The 17429-nt window shown below is 65.8% G+C and carries 5 protein-coding genes; 2 read left to right on the top strand and 3 right to left on the bottom strand.

The features are described from left to right. Window positions 1–3: 3 nt before the first annotated feature. Window positions 4–14037 (bottom strand): non-ribosomal peptide synthase/polyketide synthase, encoded by a 14034-nt coding sequence (locus tag MOQ67_RS14125; RefSeq protein ID WP_198718267.1) that lies wholly within the window; start codon window positions 14035–14037, stop codon window positions 4–6. 209 nt (window positions 14038–14246) lie between these two features. Here MOQ67_RS14125 and MOQ67_RS14120 point away from each other — a divergent pair, with 209 nt between their 5' ends. Both MOQ67_RS14120 and MOQ67_RS14115 read left to right on the top strand, forming a co-directional pair. After that, window positions 14247–14498 (top strand): type II toxin-antitoxin system HicA family toxin, encoded by a 252-nt coding sequence (locus MOQ67_RS14120; protein WP_027607491.1) that lies wholly within the window; start codon window positions 14247–14249, stop codon window positions 14496–14498. Next, on the top strand, window positions 14495–14860 hold the full coding sequence (locus MOQ67_RS14115) for a type II toxin-antitoxin system HicB family antitoxin (protein ID WP_046488352.1): 366 nt from the start codon (window positions 14495–14497) through the stop codon (window positions 14858–14860). Before MOQ67_RS14120 ends, MOQ67_RS14115 begins: the two co-directional genes overlap by 4 nt. Here the strand turns inward: MOQ67_RS14115 and MOQ67_RS14110 are convergent, their stop codons facing one another. Together MOQ67_RS14110 and MOQ67_RS14105 are read right to left on the bottom strand one after the other, a co-directional pair. Continuing rightward, on the bottom strand, window positions 14861–16033 hold the full coding sequence (locus MOQ67_RS14110) for an MFS transporter (protein WP_046383747.1): 1173 nt from the start codon (window positions 16031–16033) through the stop codon (window positions 14861–14863). It lies immediately after the preceding gene. Between the two features lie 40 nt (window positions 16034–16073). Next, window positions 16074–17429, bottom strand: a complete 1356-nt coding sequence (locus MOQ67_RS14105) for an MATE family efflux transporter (protein WP_198718774.1) — start codon at window positions 17427–17429, stop codon at window positions 16074–16076.

Below are 17429 nucleotides of genomic sequence, written 5' to 3'. Positions count from 1 at the left end.
GGGTCAAATCGCCTCTAGTTCGCTCAAAAAGTCACGAAGGTCGTCGAAATCTTGCGCGCTGCCGGCGCGGAAGGTGGCAGCGGCCTGCACGTAGGCGCGCAGGGTTTCGGTCTGGAACACTTCCACCAGCGGCACTTCCAGGCCCAGTTCGGCCTGGACCCGCGAGGTGATCTGGATCGCCAGCAACGAGTGGCCGCCGACCTCGAAGAAGTTGTCGTTCAGGCCCACGTGCGGCAGGCGCAGCACCTCGGCCCAGATCGCGGCGATCTGCTGTTCCAGCTCGGTTTCGGGGGCGACGTAGGCCTGTTGCATCAGGCTCGCGTCCGGCTCGGGCAGGCCCTTGCGGTCGAGTTTGCCGTTGGGGGTCAGCGGCATTTGCGCCAGGAACATGAAGTGCGCGGGCACCATGTAATCCGGCAGGCGGGTTTTCAGGGCGCGGCGCAGGGTGTCGCGCCACTCGGTGTGGTTGGCCAGGCTGGCATCTGCCGGCACCACGTAGGCCACCAGTTGCTTGCCGGTCGGGCCTTCCTGAGCCACCACCACGGTTTCGCCGACGCTGTCCTGCTCGCGCAGACGCGCTTCGATCTCGCCCAGCTCGATACGGAAACCGCGGATCTTCACCTGGTGATCGACACGGCCGAGGTAATCCACCACGCCATCCGGGCGGCCACGGGTCAGGTCGCCGCTGCGGTACACGCGGCTGCCGGGTTTGCCGAACGGGTCGGGGACGAAGCGTTCGGCGGTGAGTGCCGGACGTTCCAGATAACCACGCGCCACGCCCTCGCCGCCCAGGTACAGCTCGCCAGCGACGCCGATGGGTTGCAGGTTGAGTTGGGCGTCGAGGATGTAGCCGCTGCGGTTGCCCAACAGCGTGCCGATCGGTGCATATACGGCGCCGCAGGGATCGCCCTTGCGTGCTTTCCACAGCAACGGCGTGACCACAGTTTCGGTCGGGCCGTAGCCGTTGAACAGATAAGTGGGTTTCAGCGCACGCCAGGCCAGGTCATAGCTCGCTTGCGCCACCGCGTCACCGCCAAAGCAATACACGCGCACCTTCGGCGGATTACCGTCGCGCTCGGCATGCTCGGCCAGTTGTTGCAGGTACACCGGCGGGAACACGGCCATGGTCACGTTGTGACGGTGCATTTGCGCGTAGGTGTATTCCGGCAGCCACAGGCTGTCATCGCGGATCAGCACGCTGGCGCCGTTGATCAGCGGGTGCATCCAGCCTTCGTGGGAGCCGTCGAAAGCGAAGGACATGAAGTGCAATTCGCAATCGGCCGGGCCGGTTTCGTAGCGTTCGCCGGTGGCGATGATATGCGCCACCAGCGGACCGTGGGCCACCGCCACGCCTTTCGGCATGCCCGTAGAGCCCGAGGTGTAGATCACGTAGGCGAGGTTGTCGCCGTCGAGATCAACCGACGGCACAGTGTCGCTGAAGCCGCTCCAGGCTTCGGTGCGGTCGATAGCGAGCGTATCCAGGCCTTCGGCAATCGGCAGTTGCTGCTGCACGGCGGTATGGGTCAACAGCAGCTTGGCGCGGCTGTCCTGCATCATGTACAGCAGGCGATCACGCGGGTATTCGACGTCCAGCGGCACATACACGCCGCCAGCTTTCAGCACCGCAAGGAACGCCACCATGATCTCGGCACTGCGCGGCATGGCAATCGCCACGCGCACTTCCGGGCCGACACCCCGGGCGATCAACGCGTGGGCCAACTGGTTGGCCTGGCGGTCCAGCACGCCGTAGGTCAGGGTTTGTGCGTCGAACTTGATCGCGATTGCCTGCGGGTTTTCCCGCGCACGCTCGGCCACCAACTTGTGTACCAGGCGCCCGGCCGGGAAGCCGGCGTCGGATTGATTCCACAACTGCAGGATGTGCCGCTGTTCATCCCCGTCCAGCAGGTTCAACTGGCCGAGGGTCTGCTGCGGATCGGCGACCATCGCCTGCAACATGTTCTGCCAGTGGCCGGCCATGCGTGCGATGGTCGTCGGGGCGAACAGGTCGGTGGCGTAGCTCAGGGACGCACGCAACAGCGTTTGGCTTTCCTCGACGTCCAGCGCCAGGTCGAACTGGGCGACGCCTTCATCCCAACTCAGGACCTCGACGTCAAGCTCGGTGAGGCGCTGCCAATGGCTGTCGACCGACGTCACGCGGTGGTTGAACAACACCTGGAACAGCGGGCTCAGGCTCAGGCTGCGCTCGGGCTGCAAGGCCTCCACCAACTGCTCGAACGGCAGGTCCTGATGGGCCTGGGCCTCAAGGGAGCGTTGACGCGTCTGGTGCAGCAAGTGCTCGACGCTCATCTGCCCGTGGATATCGGCCTTGAGCACCTGGGTGTTGACGAAGAAGCCGATCAACCCTTCGGTTTCCAGGCGATTGCGGTTGGCAATCGGCACGCCGACGCGCACGTCCTCCTGACCGCTGTAGCGGTGCAGCAAGGCCTGGTACGACGCCAGCAACACCATCGGCAACGTCACCCCGGTGCGCTGTGCCAGGCTGCGCAAACCGGCGAGCAACGGCGCCGCCAGCTCAATACCCAGGCGCGCGCCACGGTGGCTTTGCAGCGCTGGGCGCGGGTAGTCGACCGGCAATTCCAGCACCGGTTGCACACCGCCCAGTTGCTCACGCCAGTAAGCCAGTTGACGCGCGGTCTCACCGGCCTCCATCCATTGACGCTGCCACAGGGCGTAGTCGGCGTACTGGATCGGCAAGGCCGGCAGGTGCGGCGTGGTTCCCTGGCTGAACGCGGCGTAGAGCTGCACCAGTTCTTCGACCATCAGTTGCATCGACCAGCCATCCGAGACGATATGGTGCTGCACCAGCACCAGCACGTGGTCATCCTCAGCCAGACGCAGCAACGTGACCCGCAGCAACGGCCCGCGCAGCAGGTCGAACGGACGCGCGACCTCGGCAGCGACCTGCGCCTTGAGCCCGGCTTCGTCGCTGTCGGCCTGGTCGACGTCGATCAGGCCCGATTCTTCAATCACTTGCCGTGTGCCGCTGGCGTCCTGATGCAGATGGGTGCGCAGGCTTTCGTGACGCGCCAGCAAGGTGTCGAAACTGCGTTGCAGCGCCGCCAGGTCCAGCGTGCCTTTCAGGCGCAGGGCGCTGGGGATGTGGTACGCGGCGCTGTGCGGGTCGAGTTGCCAGAGGAACCATTGACGTTCCTGGGCATAGGACAGTGGCAACGGTTGGGTGCGGTCGGCCTTGAGCATCGCCGGCGCAACCACGCCCTCCTCGCCCAGCGCCGCGACGAAGTCACCCAGCGCCGGGTGTTCGAACAGGGTCTTGAGCGCCACTTCCAGCGCCAGCGCCTGGCGGACCCGCGACACCACGCGGGTGGCCAGCAGCGAATGCCCGCCCAGTTCGAAGAAGTGGTCGTCGAGGCCGACCTGAGGTACGCCCAGCACCTCGGCCCAGATCGCCGCCACCTGCTGTTGGCGCAGCGTGACGGGAGCGACATGGCCTTTTAGCAACAGGCTGGCGTCCACGCGGGGCAGAGCCTTGCGGTCGAGCTTGCCGTTGGGGGTCAAGGGCAGGCTGTCGAGGCACATCAGGTACGCCGGCACCATGTAGTCCGGCAAACGCTCGCGCAAGGCGGCTTGGTAGACCTGCGGCGTCTGTGGGGCGGAGGTCACCAGATAGGCGATCAAGCGGTCGTTGTCGGCCAGCACCACGGCTTCGCGCACACAGGGGTGTTCGCGCAGGCAGGCTTCGATTTCGCCCAGTTCGATACGGAACCCGCGCACCTTGACCTGCTGGTCGACCCGGCCGATGTACTCCACCACGCCGTGGTCGCGGTAGCGCGCCAGGTCACCGGTACGGTACAGGCGTTCGCCCGGCGCGCCATAAGGGTTGGGCACGAAGCGTTCGGCGGTGAGCGCTGGCCGTGCGTGGTAACCGCGCGCCAGGCCGACACCGCCGATCAGTAGCTCACCGGCCGCGCCCAACGGGCATGGGCTGAGCCCGGCGTTGAGGATGAACAACGCGGTATTGGCAATCGGCCGCCCGACAAAAGGCTGCGGCGCCAACAGCCGATGGGCCGCCGACCAGATGGTGGTTTCCGTGGGGCCATACAGGTTCCACACCGGGCCCTGCAGGTCGAGCAGGCGCTGGGCCAGGTCGGCCGGCAGCGCTTCGCCGCCGCACAGTGCCTTGATGCCATGCAGCCGCTCGGCACGCGGGCTGTCCAGCAGCATGCGCCAGGTTGACGGCGTGGCTTGCAGCACATTGGCGCACTGGTGGTGCGCCAGGTCGATAATCGCCTCCGGGTCGAGGGCCAGGGCCTGCTCGCTCAGCAGCACCGTGGCGCCAACCGTCAGCGGCACGTACAGCTCCAGGGCGAAGATGTCGAACGAGAACGTGGTCAGCGACAGCACTCGCGCCTCCCGGTCGATATCCAGGCTGGCGGCCATGCCGCTGGTAAAGCTGCACAGCCCGCGGTGGCGCACCATCACGCCCTTGGGCTGGCCGGTGGAGCCGGAGGTGTAGATCACGTAGGCCAGGTGTTCCGGGCTGACGTCCACTTGCGGGTTGTGTTCGCCAGCGTCGCTGTCATCGACCAGCAGCACGTGCAGGCCTTGCGGTTGCGCCAGTCGGCCGATCAGCGCTGGCTGGGTCAGCAGCACCCGGGCGCGGCTGTCTTCGAGCATGAACGCCAGGCGCTCCGCCGGGAACTGCGGGTCGAGCGGCACATAGGCGCCACCGGCCTTGAGGGTCGCCAGCAGGCCGACCGCCATGTCCAGGGAACGCTCTACATGCACCGCCACCAGCACGTCCGGGCCGACACCCGCCGCGATCAGGCGGTGGGCGAGGCGATTGGCGCGGCGGTTGAGTTCGGCATAACTCAAGGCGTCGTCGTTGAATTGCACAGCGATGGCGTCGGGCTGGGCCAGGGCCTGCGCTTCGAACAGCTGATGCACACAGCGCTCGCGGGGGTAATCGAAGGCCGTGTGGTTCCACGCTTCGAGCATCTGCCGCCACTGCGGCGCGCTGAGCAGCGCCAGCTCGTCCAGGGGTTGGGAGGCATCGCGCACCACGGCGCGCAGCAAGTTCTGCCAATGCTCGGCCAGGCGCTCGATGGTCGCCGGTTCGAACAGGTCGGTGGCGTAGGTCAACGCAGCCCAGAGGCCATCGGCCGACTCCTCGGTTTCCAGGTTGAGGTCGAACTGGGTGCTGTGGCCGGCCCAATCCACCGGTTGCAGGTCCAGGCCAGGCAACTGCAGCGGGCCGGCACGCAGGTTGTCCTGGTGATTGAACATCACTTGGAACAACGGGTTATGGCTGAGGCTGCGCTCCGGTTGCAGCGCTTCCACCAGTTGTTCGAAGGGCAAGTCCTGATGGGCCTGGGCCTCCACCGCACGTTGCTTGACCTGGGCCAGCAAGCGGTCGAAGCCCATCTGCCCATGCAGCTCGGCCTGCAGTACCTGGGTGTTGACGAAGAAGCCGATCAGCCGCTCGGTTTCCAGGCGATTGCGGTTGGCGATCGGCACCCCGACACGGATCGCGGACTGGCCGCTGTAGCGAAATAGCAAGGTCTGGAACGCGGCGAGCAGCAGCATGAACAGGGTCACGTCCTGACGCTGGGCGAGGGCCTTGAGTTCGGCGACCAGCGCGGCGTCCAGATGCAGTTGTCGGCGCGCGCCGCGATGGCTTTGCAGCGCCGGACGCGGGTGGTCCAGGGGCAGCTCCAGCAGCGGATGTTCGCTGCCCAGGCGGGCGCACCAATAATCGAGTTGGCGCTGTTTCTCCCCGGCGGCCATCCACTCGCGTTGCCACTGGGCATAGTCGGCATAGTGCAGCGGCAACGCCGGCAACGGCGCCTGGCCCTGATACAGGGCCAGCAGTTCGTCGACCATCACCTGCATCGACCCACCATCGGAGATGATGTGGTGCTGGGTGATTACCAGCACATGGTGCTCCGCTTCGACGTGCAGCAACGTGACGCGCATCAGCGGGCCGTTGACCAGGTCGAACGGGCGCTGGATCTCCTGTGCCACCGTCGCTTCGATCGCGGCTGCGGCGATGTGCTGATGCGCCAGTGCAATCGCCAGGTGGGGGTGGATCACCTGCCAAGTCTGCTCGCCCTCCTCCACGAAGGTGGTGCGCAGCGGTTCATGGCGCTGCACCAGGGCGTGGAAAGCGTGTTCCAGCGCAGCGATATCCAACGGGCCGCGCAGCTGCAGTGCGGCGGGGACGTGATAGGCGGCGCTGGTCGGGTCCAGTTGCCAGAGGAACCATTGGCGCTCCTGGGCGAACGACAACGCCAGCGGCCGGTCACGCCCGGCCGCCTGCAGCGTCGGTGCCGTATCGCCCTGCACGCCGGCGCACGCGGCCGCGAAGGCCTCCAGCGTCGGCTGCTCGAACAACGCGCGCAACGGCACTTCCAGCTTGAGGTCATGGCGCACGCGGGAGATCACCTGGGTGGCCAGCAACGAATGGCCGCCGCGCTCGAAGAAATGGTCATCGAGCCCCACGCGCTCGACCTGCAACACCGCTTGCCAGATCGCTGCCAACTGGATCGCCAGCGGGCTGTGCGGGGCGCGGTGGGCCTGTCGGGGCTGGTTCAGGTCCGGTGCCGGCAGTGCGCGGCGGTCCAGCTTGCCGTTGTTGTTCAACGGCAAGGCATCGAGCACCACCCACTGCGCCGGCACCATGTAGTCGGGCAACGCACGGTGCAAGGTCGCCGCCAGCGCCTGGGTGTCCAGGCGCTGGCCCTGGGTCGGCACCACGTAGGCCACCAACTGCGCACCCACGGCGCCCGGCTGCGCGATGACTGCCGCCTCACGCACCTGCGGCAAGCCTTGCAGGCTGGCCTCGATTTCGCCGATTTCGATACGGAAACCGCGAATCTTCACCTGATGATCGATGCGCCCGACGTACTCCAACGCACCGGCCTGGTTGTAACGGGCCAGGTCGCCACTGCGGTAGAGCCGCGCCCCCGGCACGGCGGAAAACGGGTCCGGCAGGAAGCGCTCGGCCGTCAGCGCCGGGCGGTCGAAATAGCCCTGGGCCAGGCCGTACTCGGCACCGATGCACAGCTCGCCGACGCCCTCGGTGGCCAACAGCTCGAACGCACTGTCGAGCACATACAGCGAACGGCCTTCGATGGCCTGGCCGATGGGCACGCCGAACGCGTCACTGGCATCCAGCAACTGGCAGTCATGCACGCTGGACACCACCGTGGCCTCGGTCGGCCCATAGGTGTTGACCAGCCGCACGTGGCCCAGGCCGGCGGCGTGCCAGGCGCGCAGGCCTTCCACCGACATGGCTTCGCCGCCCACATGCACCTGGCGCAGATTGCCCAGGGCGCGGTGTTCGACCGCACATTCCTTGGCCAGCAGGTACCAGTACGCCGCCGGCAAGTCAGCGAGGGTCACGCCCTGCTCGACGATTTCCCGCGCCAGTTGCCCGGCGTCCCACAGTTCATCGCCACGCATGATCAACGCAGCGCCTATACACAGCGGCGGGTAGCACTGCTCGACAAAGCCGTCGAAGCTGAACGTGGCGAACTGCAGTACACGGTCCGCTGCACACAGCCGGCTGTAGACCGCGGCGCTGTCGCAGAACTGGCCGAGGGCGGCGTGATCGATGGCCACGCCCTTGGGTTGGCCGGTGGAGCCGGAGGTGTAGATCACGTAGGCCAGGTCGGCGGCGCCCACGTGGCTGGGCGGATTGGCGCGCGGGTAAGCGGCCAACTCAGCGCCGGATGCGCTGAAGTCCACACGGATCAGACCTTGCGGCAGCGGCAGGTCGGCGAGCAGCCCGGTTTCGCTGAGCAGCAGGTCCACACGACTGTCCGCCAGCATGTAGGCCAGGCGTTCGTTGGGGTATTTCGGGTCCAGCGGCACATAGGCGGCGCCGCTTTTAAGTACCGCCAGCAGACTGACGATCAACTGCGGGCCACGTCGGCAGGCCAGGCCCACGCGCTGCCCAGGCCCCACGCCCAGCGCCAGCAGGCGATGGGCCAGGCGGTTGGCGTGGTCGTTGAGCTGGGCATAGCTCAAGCGCGCTTCGCCGGCCTGCACCGCCAGCGCATCCGGGGTGGCGGCGGCCTGGGCGGCAATGCGTTGATGCACGTGCAGCTCACGTAGGGCCGCGCCGGGTGCCCGGCCCAGGGCGAGCATGTCGCGCTGCGTGGTGGGGTCGAGCAGGCGCAAGTTGCCGAGCGGCGCCTGCGCATCGACGAGCAGTTGCACCAGCAGGTGCTGCAGGTTGGCGCTCAATCGCGCGACCTGATCGGCACTGAAACGCGCGCGGTCGTAGCTCCATTCCAGGCGCAGGCTGGCCCCCAACTCAATCCCCAGGGTCAGCGGGTAGTGGGTGCGTTCATGGTTGTGCAGGCGGCCAAAGGTCAGGCCTGCGGGCGCGCCCTGTTTCAGGGCTTCGGCCACCGGGAAGTTTTCGAAGACCAGCAAGGTGTCGAACAACGCGCCCTGCTGGCCCGCCCAGCCCTGGATGTCGTAGAGCGGCACATGTTCGTGATCGCGCAGGCTCAGGTTCAGCGCTTGCAGCTCGCTGAGCCAGCACGCGGCCGATTGGGCCGGCGCGGCCAGGCTGACGATCGGCAAGGTGTTGATAAACAGGCCCAGTTGCTGCTCGATCCCCGGCAGCGGCGCCGAACGCCCGGCGACGGTGGCACCGAACGCCGCGCAATCCTGGCCGGTGTAGCGCTGCAGCAACAGGCTCCACGCCCCTTGCAGCAGGGTGTTGAGGGTGATTTTCTGGCGGCGGGCAAACTCGCCGAGCGCTTGGGTGAAGTCGCTGTCGAGCACCACCTGATGGTCGGCCATCCCTGTGGCGTGGGCCGGCACGCGCAGCGCCTCCGCCAGCAAGGTGGGCGCTTGCAACGGCGCCAGCGTGGCTTTCCAGAAGGCTTCGCCCGACCCTTGTTGTTGCAGCCAACCCAGATAATCGCGGAACTGTCCCAGCGGTGCCGGCACGGTATGGCCGGCATAGTGGGCGATGACTTCGCCCAGCAATTGGGCGTTGCTCCAGCCATCCATCAGGATGTGGTGGCTGGTGAAAATCAGCTGCCAGGTCGCGCCGGCACCGCGTACCAGCAACAGGCGAAACAGCGGCGCCGCGTCGAGCGCGAAGCCCTTGTCGCGCTCGGCTGCGGCGAGAGCCTCGACGTCGGCGTCGAGGTCTTCGATGACTTGCAACGGCAAGTCGACCTGCCGCTGGATCAACTGATGGGCACTGTCCAGGCCCAGCCAGTGGAAGCTGCTGCGCAGGATGTCATGCCGCTCCAGCGCGGCCTGCCAGGCGCGACCGAACGCCAAAAGATCAAGGCCGCCGATGTCCAGGCGCAACTGGTTGATATAGGCCTGGGCCTCGGGCTCGTACAGGCTGTGGAACAGCATGCCCTGCTGCATCGGCGACAGCGGGTAGAGATCGGCAATGGCCGGTCCCGCGACGGGCAGTCCATCCAACTGGCGCTGGGTCAGCCGCGCCAGCGGGAAGTCCGACGGGGTGACCTGCCCTGCCGGCGTGGCACAACAATGCACGATCAGGGCCTTGAGTTCCGCCGTATAGTCATCCGCCAGGCGCTGGATCGTCGACGCCTCGAACATCTCACGGCTGAAGCCCCATTGCAGGGTCAATTCCCCACCGTACACCTGCCCTTCCAGCGTCAACCAGTTGGCCAGCGGCGCTTCGGGGTCCTGGGCCTGACCGCTGCCGCCAGTGGCGGGTACGAACAGTGCCGATTCGTTGAACTGGCGATCGAACTGGCCCAGGTAGTTGAAGGTAATGCGCGGCGCGGCAAGGCTTGATAGGGCTTCGCGGGCGTCCGGTGTGCCGAGGTAACGCAACAGGCCATAGCCGATGCCTTTATCGGGCACGCCCCGCAGTTGCTCCTTGACCGACTTGATCGCATCCGCCAACCCGCCCTCGGCCTGCAGGCGCAGCGGGAACAGGCTGGTGAACCAACCGACGGTACGGCTCAGGTCGACATTGTCGAACAGGTCTTCACGGCCATGGCCTTCCAGCTGGATCAGCGCAGCCGTCTGGCCGCTCCACCGGCAGATCACCCGCACCAATGCGCTCAGCAGCAGGTCGTTGACCTGGGTGCGATAGGCGGCCGGGGCGTCTTGCAGCAGTTGACGGGTGTGTTCGGCGTCAAGGCGGATTTCCAGCTTGGCGCCCAGGCGATTTTGCAGGCCGCCTTGCGGGTTGTCGCAAGGCAAATCGGTGTCGGCCGTCTGCGCCTGCCAGTACGCCAGTTGCGCGTCGAGGGTCTGTGCATGGGCCTGCAACTGCCGGGCCCACACTTGGTAGGCGCAGGTCTTGGCCGGCAGCGGCGCAGCGCCGTAAGCCTGTTGCAGGTCTTCGAGCAGGATGCGCCAGGAGACGCCGTCCACCACCAGGTGATGGACCACCAGCAACAGGCGCTGGGTACCGTCGGCCATGCTCACCAGGGCGGCGCGCAGCAGCGGGCCTTGTTCAAGATCGAGGCTGCGCTGGGCCGCCTCGCAGAGTGCGACCAGTTCCGTGTCGTCGCTGGCGTGGGATTGCCACAATCCGGGCGCGGTGATCGGCGCGGCATGGGTTTGCTGCCAGCCTTCGGCCTGCTCGACAAAGCGCAGGCGCAAAGCGTCGTGATGATTGATCACCTGGGTCAAGGCCGCGTCGAGACGCGCAGGCTCCAGGGCTTCGCGCGGGATCAACAGCAACGACTGGTTCCAATGCTCGCGCACCGGGATGGCCTGGGCGAAGAAGCTCTGCTGCACCGGGGTCAGCATCACCTCACCGCTGACCGGGCCCTGGTCGATGCTCGCGGCCTGCTCGAAGGTCGCCACCAACGCCAGGCTGCGCACGCTCTGGTACTGGAACAGGTCGCGCGGGCTGAGGCGAATGCCTGCCTGGCGCGCGCGGCTGACCACTTGGATGGAGATGATCGAATCGCCGCCCAACTCGAAAAAATTGTCGTCCAGGCCGACCTGCGGGATGCCGAGCACATCGCCCCAGATTGCGGCCAGCGCCTGCTGCACGGGGCTTTGCGGGGCGCTATAGGCCTGCTGCGCGGCGGCGTCCGGCACGGGCAGCGCTTTGCGATCCAGCTTGCCGTTGGCGGTCACCGGCAATTGGTCCAGGTGCAGCATGTGGGTCGGCACCATGTACTCCGGCAGGCTGCCGAGCAGCCACGCCTTGAGGTCGGTGGGCGCTTCGCCTTCCAACACCAGGTAGGCCACCAGTTGCTTGCCGCCCTGCACCAGCACCACCGCCTCACGCACGCCGGGATGCTGCAGCAGGCGCGTCTCGATTTCGCCCAGTTCGATGCGCAGACCGCGCAGTTTGACCTGATGATCGAGACGGCCGAGGTACTCGATCACGCCGTCGGCCCGCTGGCGCACGCGGTCGCCAGTGCGGTACACACGTGCGCCGTCAGCGAACGGGCTGGGCACGAAACGCTCGGCGGTCAGGGCCGCACGCCGGTGGTAACTGCGCGCCAGGCCGCTGCCGCCCAGGTAGAGCTCGCCGGAGACGCCGGCCGGCACCGGGTTGAGCTGGGCGTCGAGCACGTAGGTGTGGAGGTTGGCGATCGGACGGCCAATGGGCACGCTGTCGGCGCCTTCATCGACACAGCTCCAGTGGGTCACGTCGATGGCCGCTTCGGTCGGGCCATAGAGGTTGAACAGAGCGGCCTGTGGCAGTTTGGCGAACACTTGGCTCTGTGCATCCAACGGCAAGGCTTCGCCGCTGCAGACGATGCGCTTGAGGCCAGTGCAGGCCTGCACGCCCGGCTCATGGATAAACGCCTGGAGCATCGATGGCACGAAATGCACGGTGGTGATCGCGTGTCGGCCGATGGTCGCGATCAGGCGCGCCGGCTCGCGGTGTTCGCCAGGGGCCGCGACCACCAGGCGCGCACCGGTCATCAACGGCCAGAAGAACTCCCACACCGACACGTCGAAGCTGAACGGGGTTTTCTGCAGCACCGCATCGCTGGCCTCCAGCGTGTAGGCCTGTTGCATCCAGCACAGGCGGTTGACCAGCGCGCGATGGCTGTTGCCGGCGCCCTTGGGTTGGCCGGTGGAGCCGGAGGTGTAAATCACATACGCGAGGTTCAGCCCGTGAATCGCCACGGCGGGGGCTTCGCAGCTGTAGCCGTCGAGCCACAGCGCGGGCTGGTCCAGGGCAATCACCTGGACAGCCGCGACCGGCAGCGACGGCAGCAGGCTTTGCTGGCTGAGCAGCAGCTGGATGCCGCTGTCTTCGATCATGTAGGCCAGGCGTTCCGGGGGATACTCGGGGTCGAGCGGGACATAGGCAGCGCCGGCTTTGAGAATCCCCAGCAGGCCGACCACCATTTCGATCGAGCGCTCGATGCAAAGACCCACCAGGGCATCGGGGCCAACCCCCTGCTCGCGCAAGGCATGGGCCAACTGGTTGGCGCGGGCGTCGAGCTGGGCGTAGGTCAGCGTGGTCGCACCGAACACCAGCGCCGGCGCCTCCGGCGTGGCGCGCACCTGGTCTTCGATCAACTGATGAATGCCGCGCTCGCTCGGATAGGCCTGCGCGGTCTGGTTCCAGGCGCTCACCAGGACCTGCTGCTCATCGGCGGCGAGCATCGGCAACTCACCGACGCGCTGCTCGCCATCGGCGACCATGGCCTGCAACAGGCTGATCCAGTGCCGTGCCATGCGTGCGATGGATGGCGCGTCGAACAGGTCGTCGGCGTAGGTCAGCGCGGCATGCAGGGTGCCGGACTGTTCGTAAGTGTCTAGGGTCAGGTCGAACTGGGTGGTGCGGCCCTGCCACTCCACCGCGGCCAGCTCCAGGCCGGAGGCCGTGCGGATCGAGGCGATGTCGGCCACCACCGGCTGGTGGTTGTACATCACCTGGAACAACGGCGTATGGCTCAGGCTGCGCTCGACGTTCAGCGCTTCCACCAGGCGTTCGAAGGGCAAGTCCTGATGGGCCTGGGCGCCCAGGGCATGCTCCTTGATGGCGTGCAGCAGCTCGCTGACGCGGGTCTGCCCGGTCAGTTCGGTGCGCAGCACTTGGGTGTTGACGAAGAAACCGATCAGCCCTTCGACTTCGGTCCGGTTGCGGTTGGCGATCGGCACGCCGACGCGGATGTCGCCCTGGCCGGTGTAGCGATGCAGTAGCACATTGAACGCACCGAGCAGCAGCATGAACAGCGTGACGTTGTGTGTTTGCGCGCAGCTGCGCAGTTGCGCGGCCAGATCCGGATCGATCGCGAAGGTGTGGCGCGTGCCCCTGTAGCTGGGCATGGCCGGGCGTGGGCGGTCGCTGGGCAATTCCAGAACCGGATGCTCATCACCCAGCCGCGCTTGCCAGTATTCCAGCTGACGCGCCTGCTCCCCCGCTTCCAGCCAGCGGCGTTGCCACAGGGCATAGTCGCTGTACTGGATCGGCAGCGCCGGCAGTTGCGGCGCCTCGTTGCACTCATGCGCGTCGTAGAAACGGATGAACTCGTCGATCAAGACGTTCATCGACCAGCCATCGGAGACGATGTGGTGCAGGGTCAGCAGCAGCACGTGTTCCTGCTCGTCGAGTTTCAACAGCTGCACGCGCAGCAGCGGACCGTGCTCCAGATCGAACGGCAGCAGCGACTGGCGGGTGGCCGCGGCGTTGACGGCCTGCTCGCGTTCGGCGGGGGCCAGGTCGCTCAGGTCGTGCTGCTCGATCGCCAGCGCCGGCTGTGCCGCCACCTGCGCCAGACGCTCGTCGGCCTGGCGCTGGAACACCGTGCGCAGGGTTTCATGACGCTCGACCAGGCTGGCGAACGCCTGCTGCATCGCGCCCAGGTTCAGCGCGCCCTTGAGCCGCACGGCGCCCGGCAGGTTATAGGCGCCGCTGGCCGGGTCCAACTGCCAGAGAAACCACATGCGTTGCTGTGCGTAGGACAGCGCATCGCGGTCCTCCACATCCACCCCGGCAGGAATCGGAAACCGCGAAAAATCCACCCCTTCCTTCTGCAACGCCTGGAGGAACAGCTGGCGTTTTTCCAGGGGCAACCCGATAAACCGGCGAGCAAGTTTCAAGGAGTCTTCAGCATTCATTTCTTGGAGTCCGGAGCAATAGGCGGGAAGCACAAAGGCACGTCGTCCCTATAAAACGAACCGGAGAGGGAAAAATTAGCGGGGGGATGGCGGCGCGGAGCGAGGTGTCATCAAGGGTTACATCAATCCCAGGAACGACAGAGGAACCCGAGCTAGCATTGACGGACACCACTTTTTGCAACTACATTTAGTTACACGCAGGGAACGCCGTGTCCAAAAATGAAAAGCTGCTCGCCAAACTGCTCAACGAGCAAATGGCATTTACCTGGCCCGAGCTCGTCACGCTGCTGCGTCGTCTTGGCTACACACAGATTGAAGGGGCGGGAAGCCGCGTCAAGTTCGACATCGGCGACCCCAGTGCAATGATCACCTTGCACAAGCCTCACCCCGGCAATGAACTGAAACACTACATTCGGCGCCAGATCATCGAACAATTGAAATCAGGAGAACTGATTCAGTGAACAACCAATTGAAACACCAAGGCTACATCGGCTCCATCGAAGCCAGCCTCGAAGACAACTGCCTGTTCGGCAAGATCCTGTTTATCAAGGCGCTGGTGAGCTACGAAGGGAAAACCGTCGCCGAACTGGATGCGGCATTTCGTGAGGCGGTGGACGACTATCTCGCCACCTGCCTGGCCCTTGGGCAAACACCGGAAAAACCATGCAAGGGTTCATTCAACGTGCGGGTCGGGCATGACCTTCATCTGGCCGCAGCCCTGGAAGCTACACGCAAGAAGGTGACCCTGAACGACCTGACACGCCAAGCGCTGAGTGAGTTCCTGCTACATCACTGCGCCAAACCCACCCCCGCGATCGGCTGACTATCCCAGCCGCCGATACCCCAACACCGCCGAACCCAACACCACCGCCCCCGCCGCCAGCGCCACCCAGAACCCGCTGGCCGCGCCGAAGTGGTCGATCATCCAGCCGGAGCTGGCGGCGCCGATGGCCACGCCGATGCTCAGGCCGGTGATCAGCCAGGTCATGCCTTCGGTCAACCGGCTCGGTGGCACGATCCGCTCCACCAGGGCCATGGACACGATCAGGGTCGGGGCGAAGAACAGCCCGGAGATGAAGATCGCCACGGCCAGGCCGGGGATGTTGGTGACCAGCAGCAACGGCAAGGTGGTCAGCGCCGTGGCGACACCACAGCACAGGAACTGCCGGGGCAACGGCGCCTTGAGTTTCAACGTACCGAACGCCAACCCCGCCAGGCACGAACCGATGGCATACACCGACAACACAATGCTCGCCGCCGCCGGTTGGCCCTGGTGCTGGGCGAAAGCGACGCTGACCACATCCACTACCCCGACAATCACGCCCATGGCCAGCAGCAGGATCATCAGGATCAACACCGAGGGCGAAGCGATCAGCCAGCGCCCGTGATGATCATGGCGCTCATGCACGGGCGGCTCGGTCTGGCGTTGCATCACGAACACCGTGACACCGACCGCCAACAGCAACGCCGCCAGCAAAGGCCCGGCCTCGGGAAACAGCACCACGCACAACCCCACCGAAATCGGCGGGCCGATGATAAAGCACACCTCATCGAGCACCGACTCCAGGGCAAACGCGGTCTGGAGCTTGGGCTGGCCGCGGTACAGCTCGGTCCAGCGCGCCCGGACCATGGCTGACATGTTGGGCATGCAACCGGCCAGCGCGGCGAACACGAACAACGCCCAGTTCGGCGCCTGCAAACGCGTACACAACAACAGCAACAACAACGCACCGCCGCCGATCAGCGCGGCGATCGGCAGTACCCTGCCCTGGCTGTAGCGATCCACCAGCCGCGATACCTGCGGCGCGCAAAATGCCGTAGCCAAGGCAAACACCGCCGCCACCGAGCCGGCCAGGCCGTAGCCGCCATGCACCTGCGAGAGCATGGTGATCAAGCCGATGCCGGTCATGGAGATGGGCATGCGTGCGAGCATGCCGGCCAGTACGAACGCCCGGGCGCCGGGCGCCTGGAACAACTCGGCGTAGGGGTTTGCCATGATTGAAACGCCTTCTTTCCTTGATTTGCGCAACCTTTTATCACACCAGCCGTGTGATCTGTTTATGCCGCCACACCAACCGGTAATACGCGGTCTGCAAGCCGAGCATCGCCAGGTACGTCACCGGAAACGCCATCCACACCCCTTCCAGGCCGTACCGCGCATTGAGCAGGTAGGCCACCGGCAATTCCACGCCGAGCACACAGAAGATCGAAATCGCCACCGGGATCAGCACCACGCCGCTGGCGCGCATGATCCCGCCTATCACGGCCTGGAAGCCGAACACCAGGATGCTCCACAGCATGATATGCAGCAGGTGTTCGGCCTTGATCCGCGCGGCGTCGTCGGTGATGAACAGGCCGAGCAACCAGGGCGACAACAGGTAGCCGAGCAGGATCAGGCCGCCGGTCAGGCAGGTATTGATCAGCAACCCGGTGCGCAGGATCGGCCCGATCCGTTCCAGGCGCCCGGCACCGATGGCCTGGGCGCCGAGGATCGAGGCGGTGATGGCAATCGACAGCGCCGGAAACTGCACGTAGTTGACGATCTGCGTCACCGCGCCATAGGCCGCCGTTGCCTGGGAACCGTGGTTGTTGACCAAGGCCAGGATGACCAATTCGGATAATGACAGCACCACCATCTGTAGCCCGGTGGGCAGCCCGATGCGCAGGACTTTGCCGAGAATCACCCGGTCCAGCCGCAAGGCCGCGAGCAATGCGCGGTCCGGCGCCATCACGTGGTTTTTATGCCGCAGGCGCAGCACCAGAAACAGCATCGCCGCGGCGTTACCCACCAGGCCGGCATACACCGCACTCTGGATGCCCATGGGCGGCAGGCCGAACCAGCCGCGGATCAGCGCCGGCGTCAGCAGCAGACCGACGAATGTCGAGACCATCAGCGCCAGCAGCGGCGAAATCGTGTCGCTGACGCCGCGCAGCAGTTGGGTGTAAAGGATAAACACCAACAACAGCGGCATGATCAGCATCATCACCTGGGCATAACCTACCGCGTCATCCAGCACATCCAGCGGCGTGCCCAGCGCCAGTAACGCCGGACGCGCAAACAGGCTGCCAAGCACCGCCGCCACCAAACCCACCAGCGCGCCAAGGGTCAGGGTGGCGCCGGTGATCGCCTTGACCATCGAGGTTTCCCGGGCTCCCCAGGCCTGGCCGATCAACACCGAGGCCCCCGCCCCCAGGCCGATCACCAGGGCGATAAAGAAAAACACGATGGGGAACATCCCCGACACCGCCGCCAACGCCTGGGTACCGAGCATTTGCCCGACATAGATGCCATTGAGCGTGCCGGTAAAGCTCTGCAGAAAGTTCGACAGCACCATCGGTGCGAGGAAGATCAGGTAGATCTGCCATAGCGGGCGTTGTTGGGTCACTTCCAT

The organism is Pseudomonas sp. LY-1 (assembly GCF_053502595.1).
Note: the sequence above shows the minus strand (reverse complement) of the source record. Positions and strands in the feature narration are given on the sequence as shown.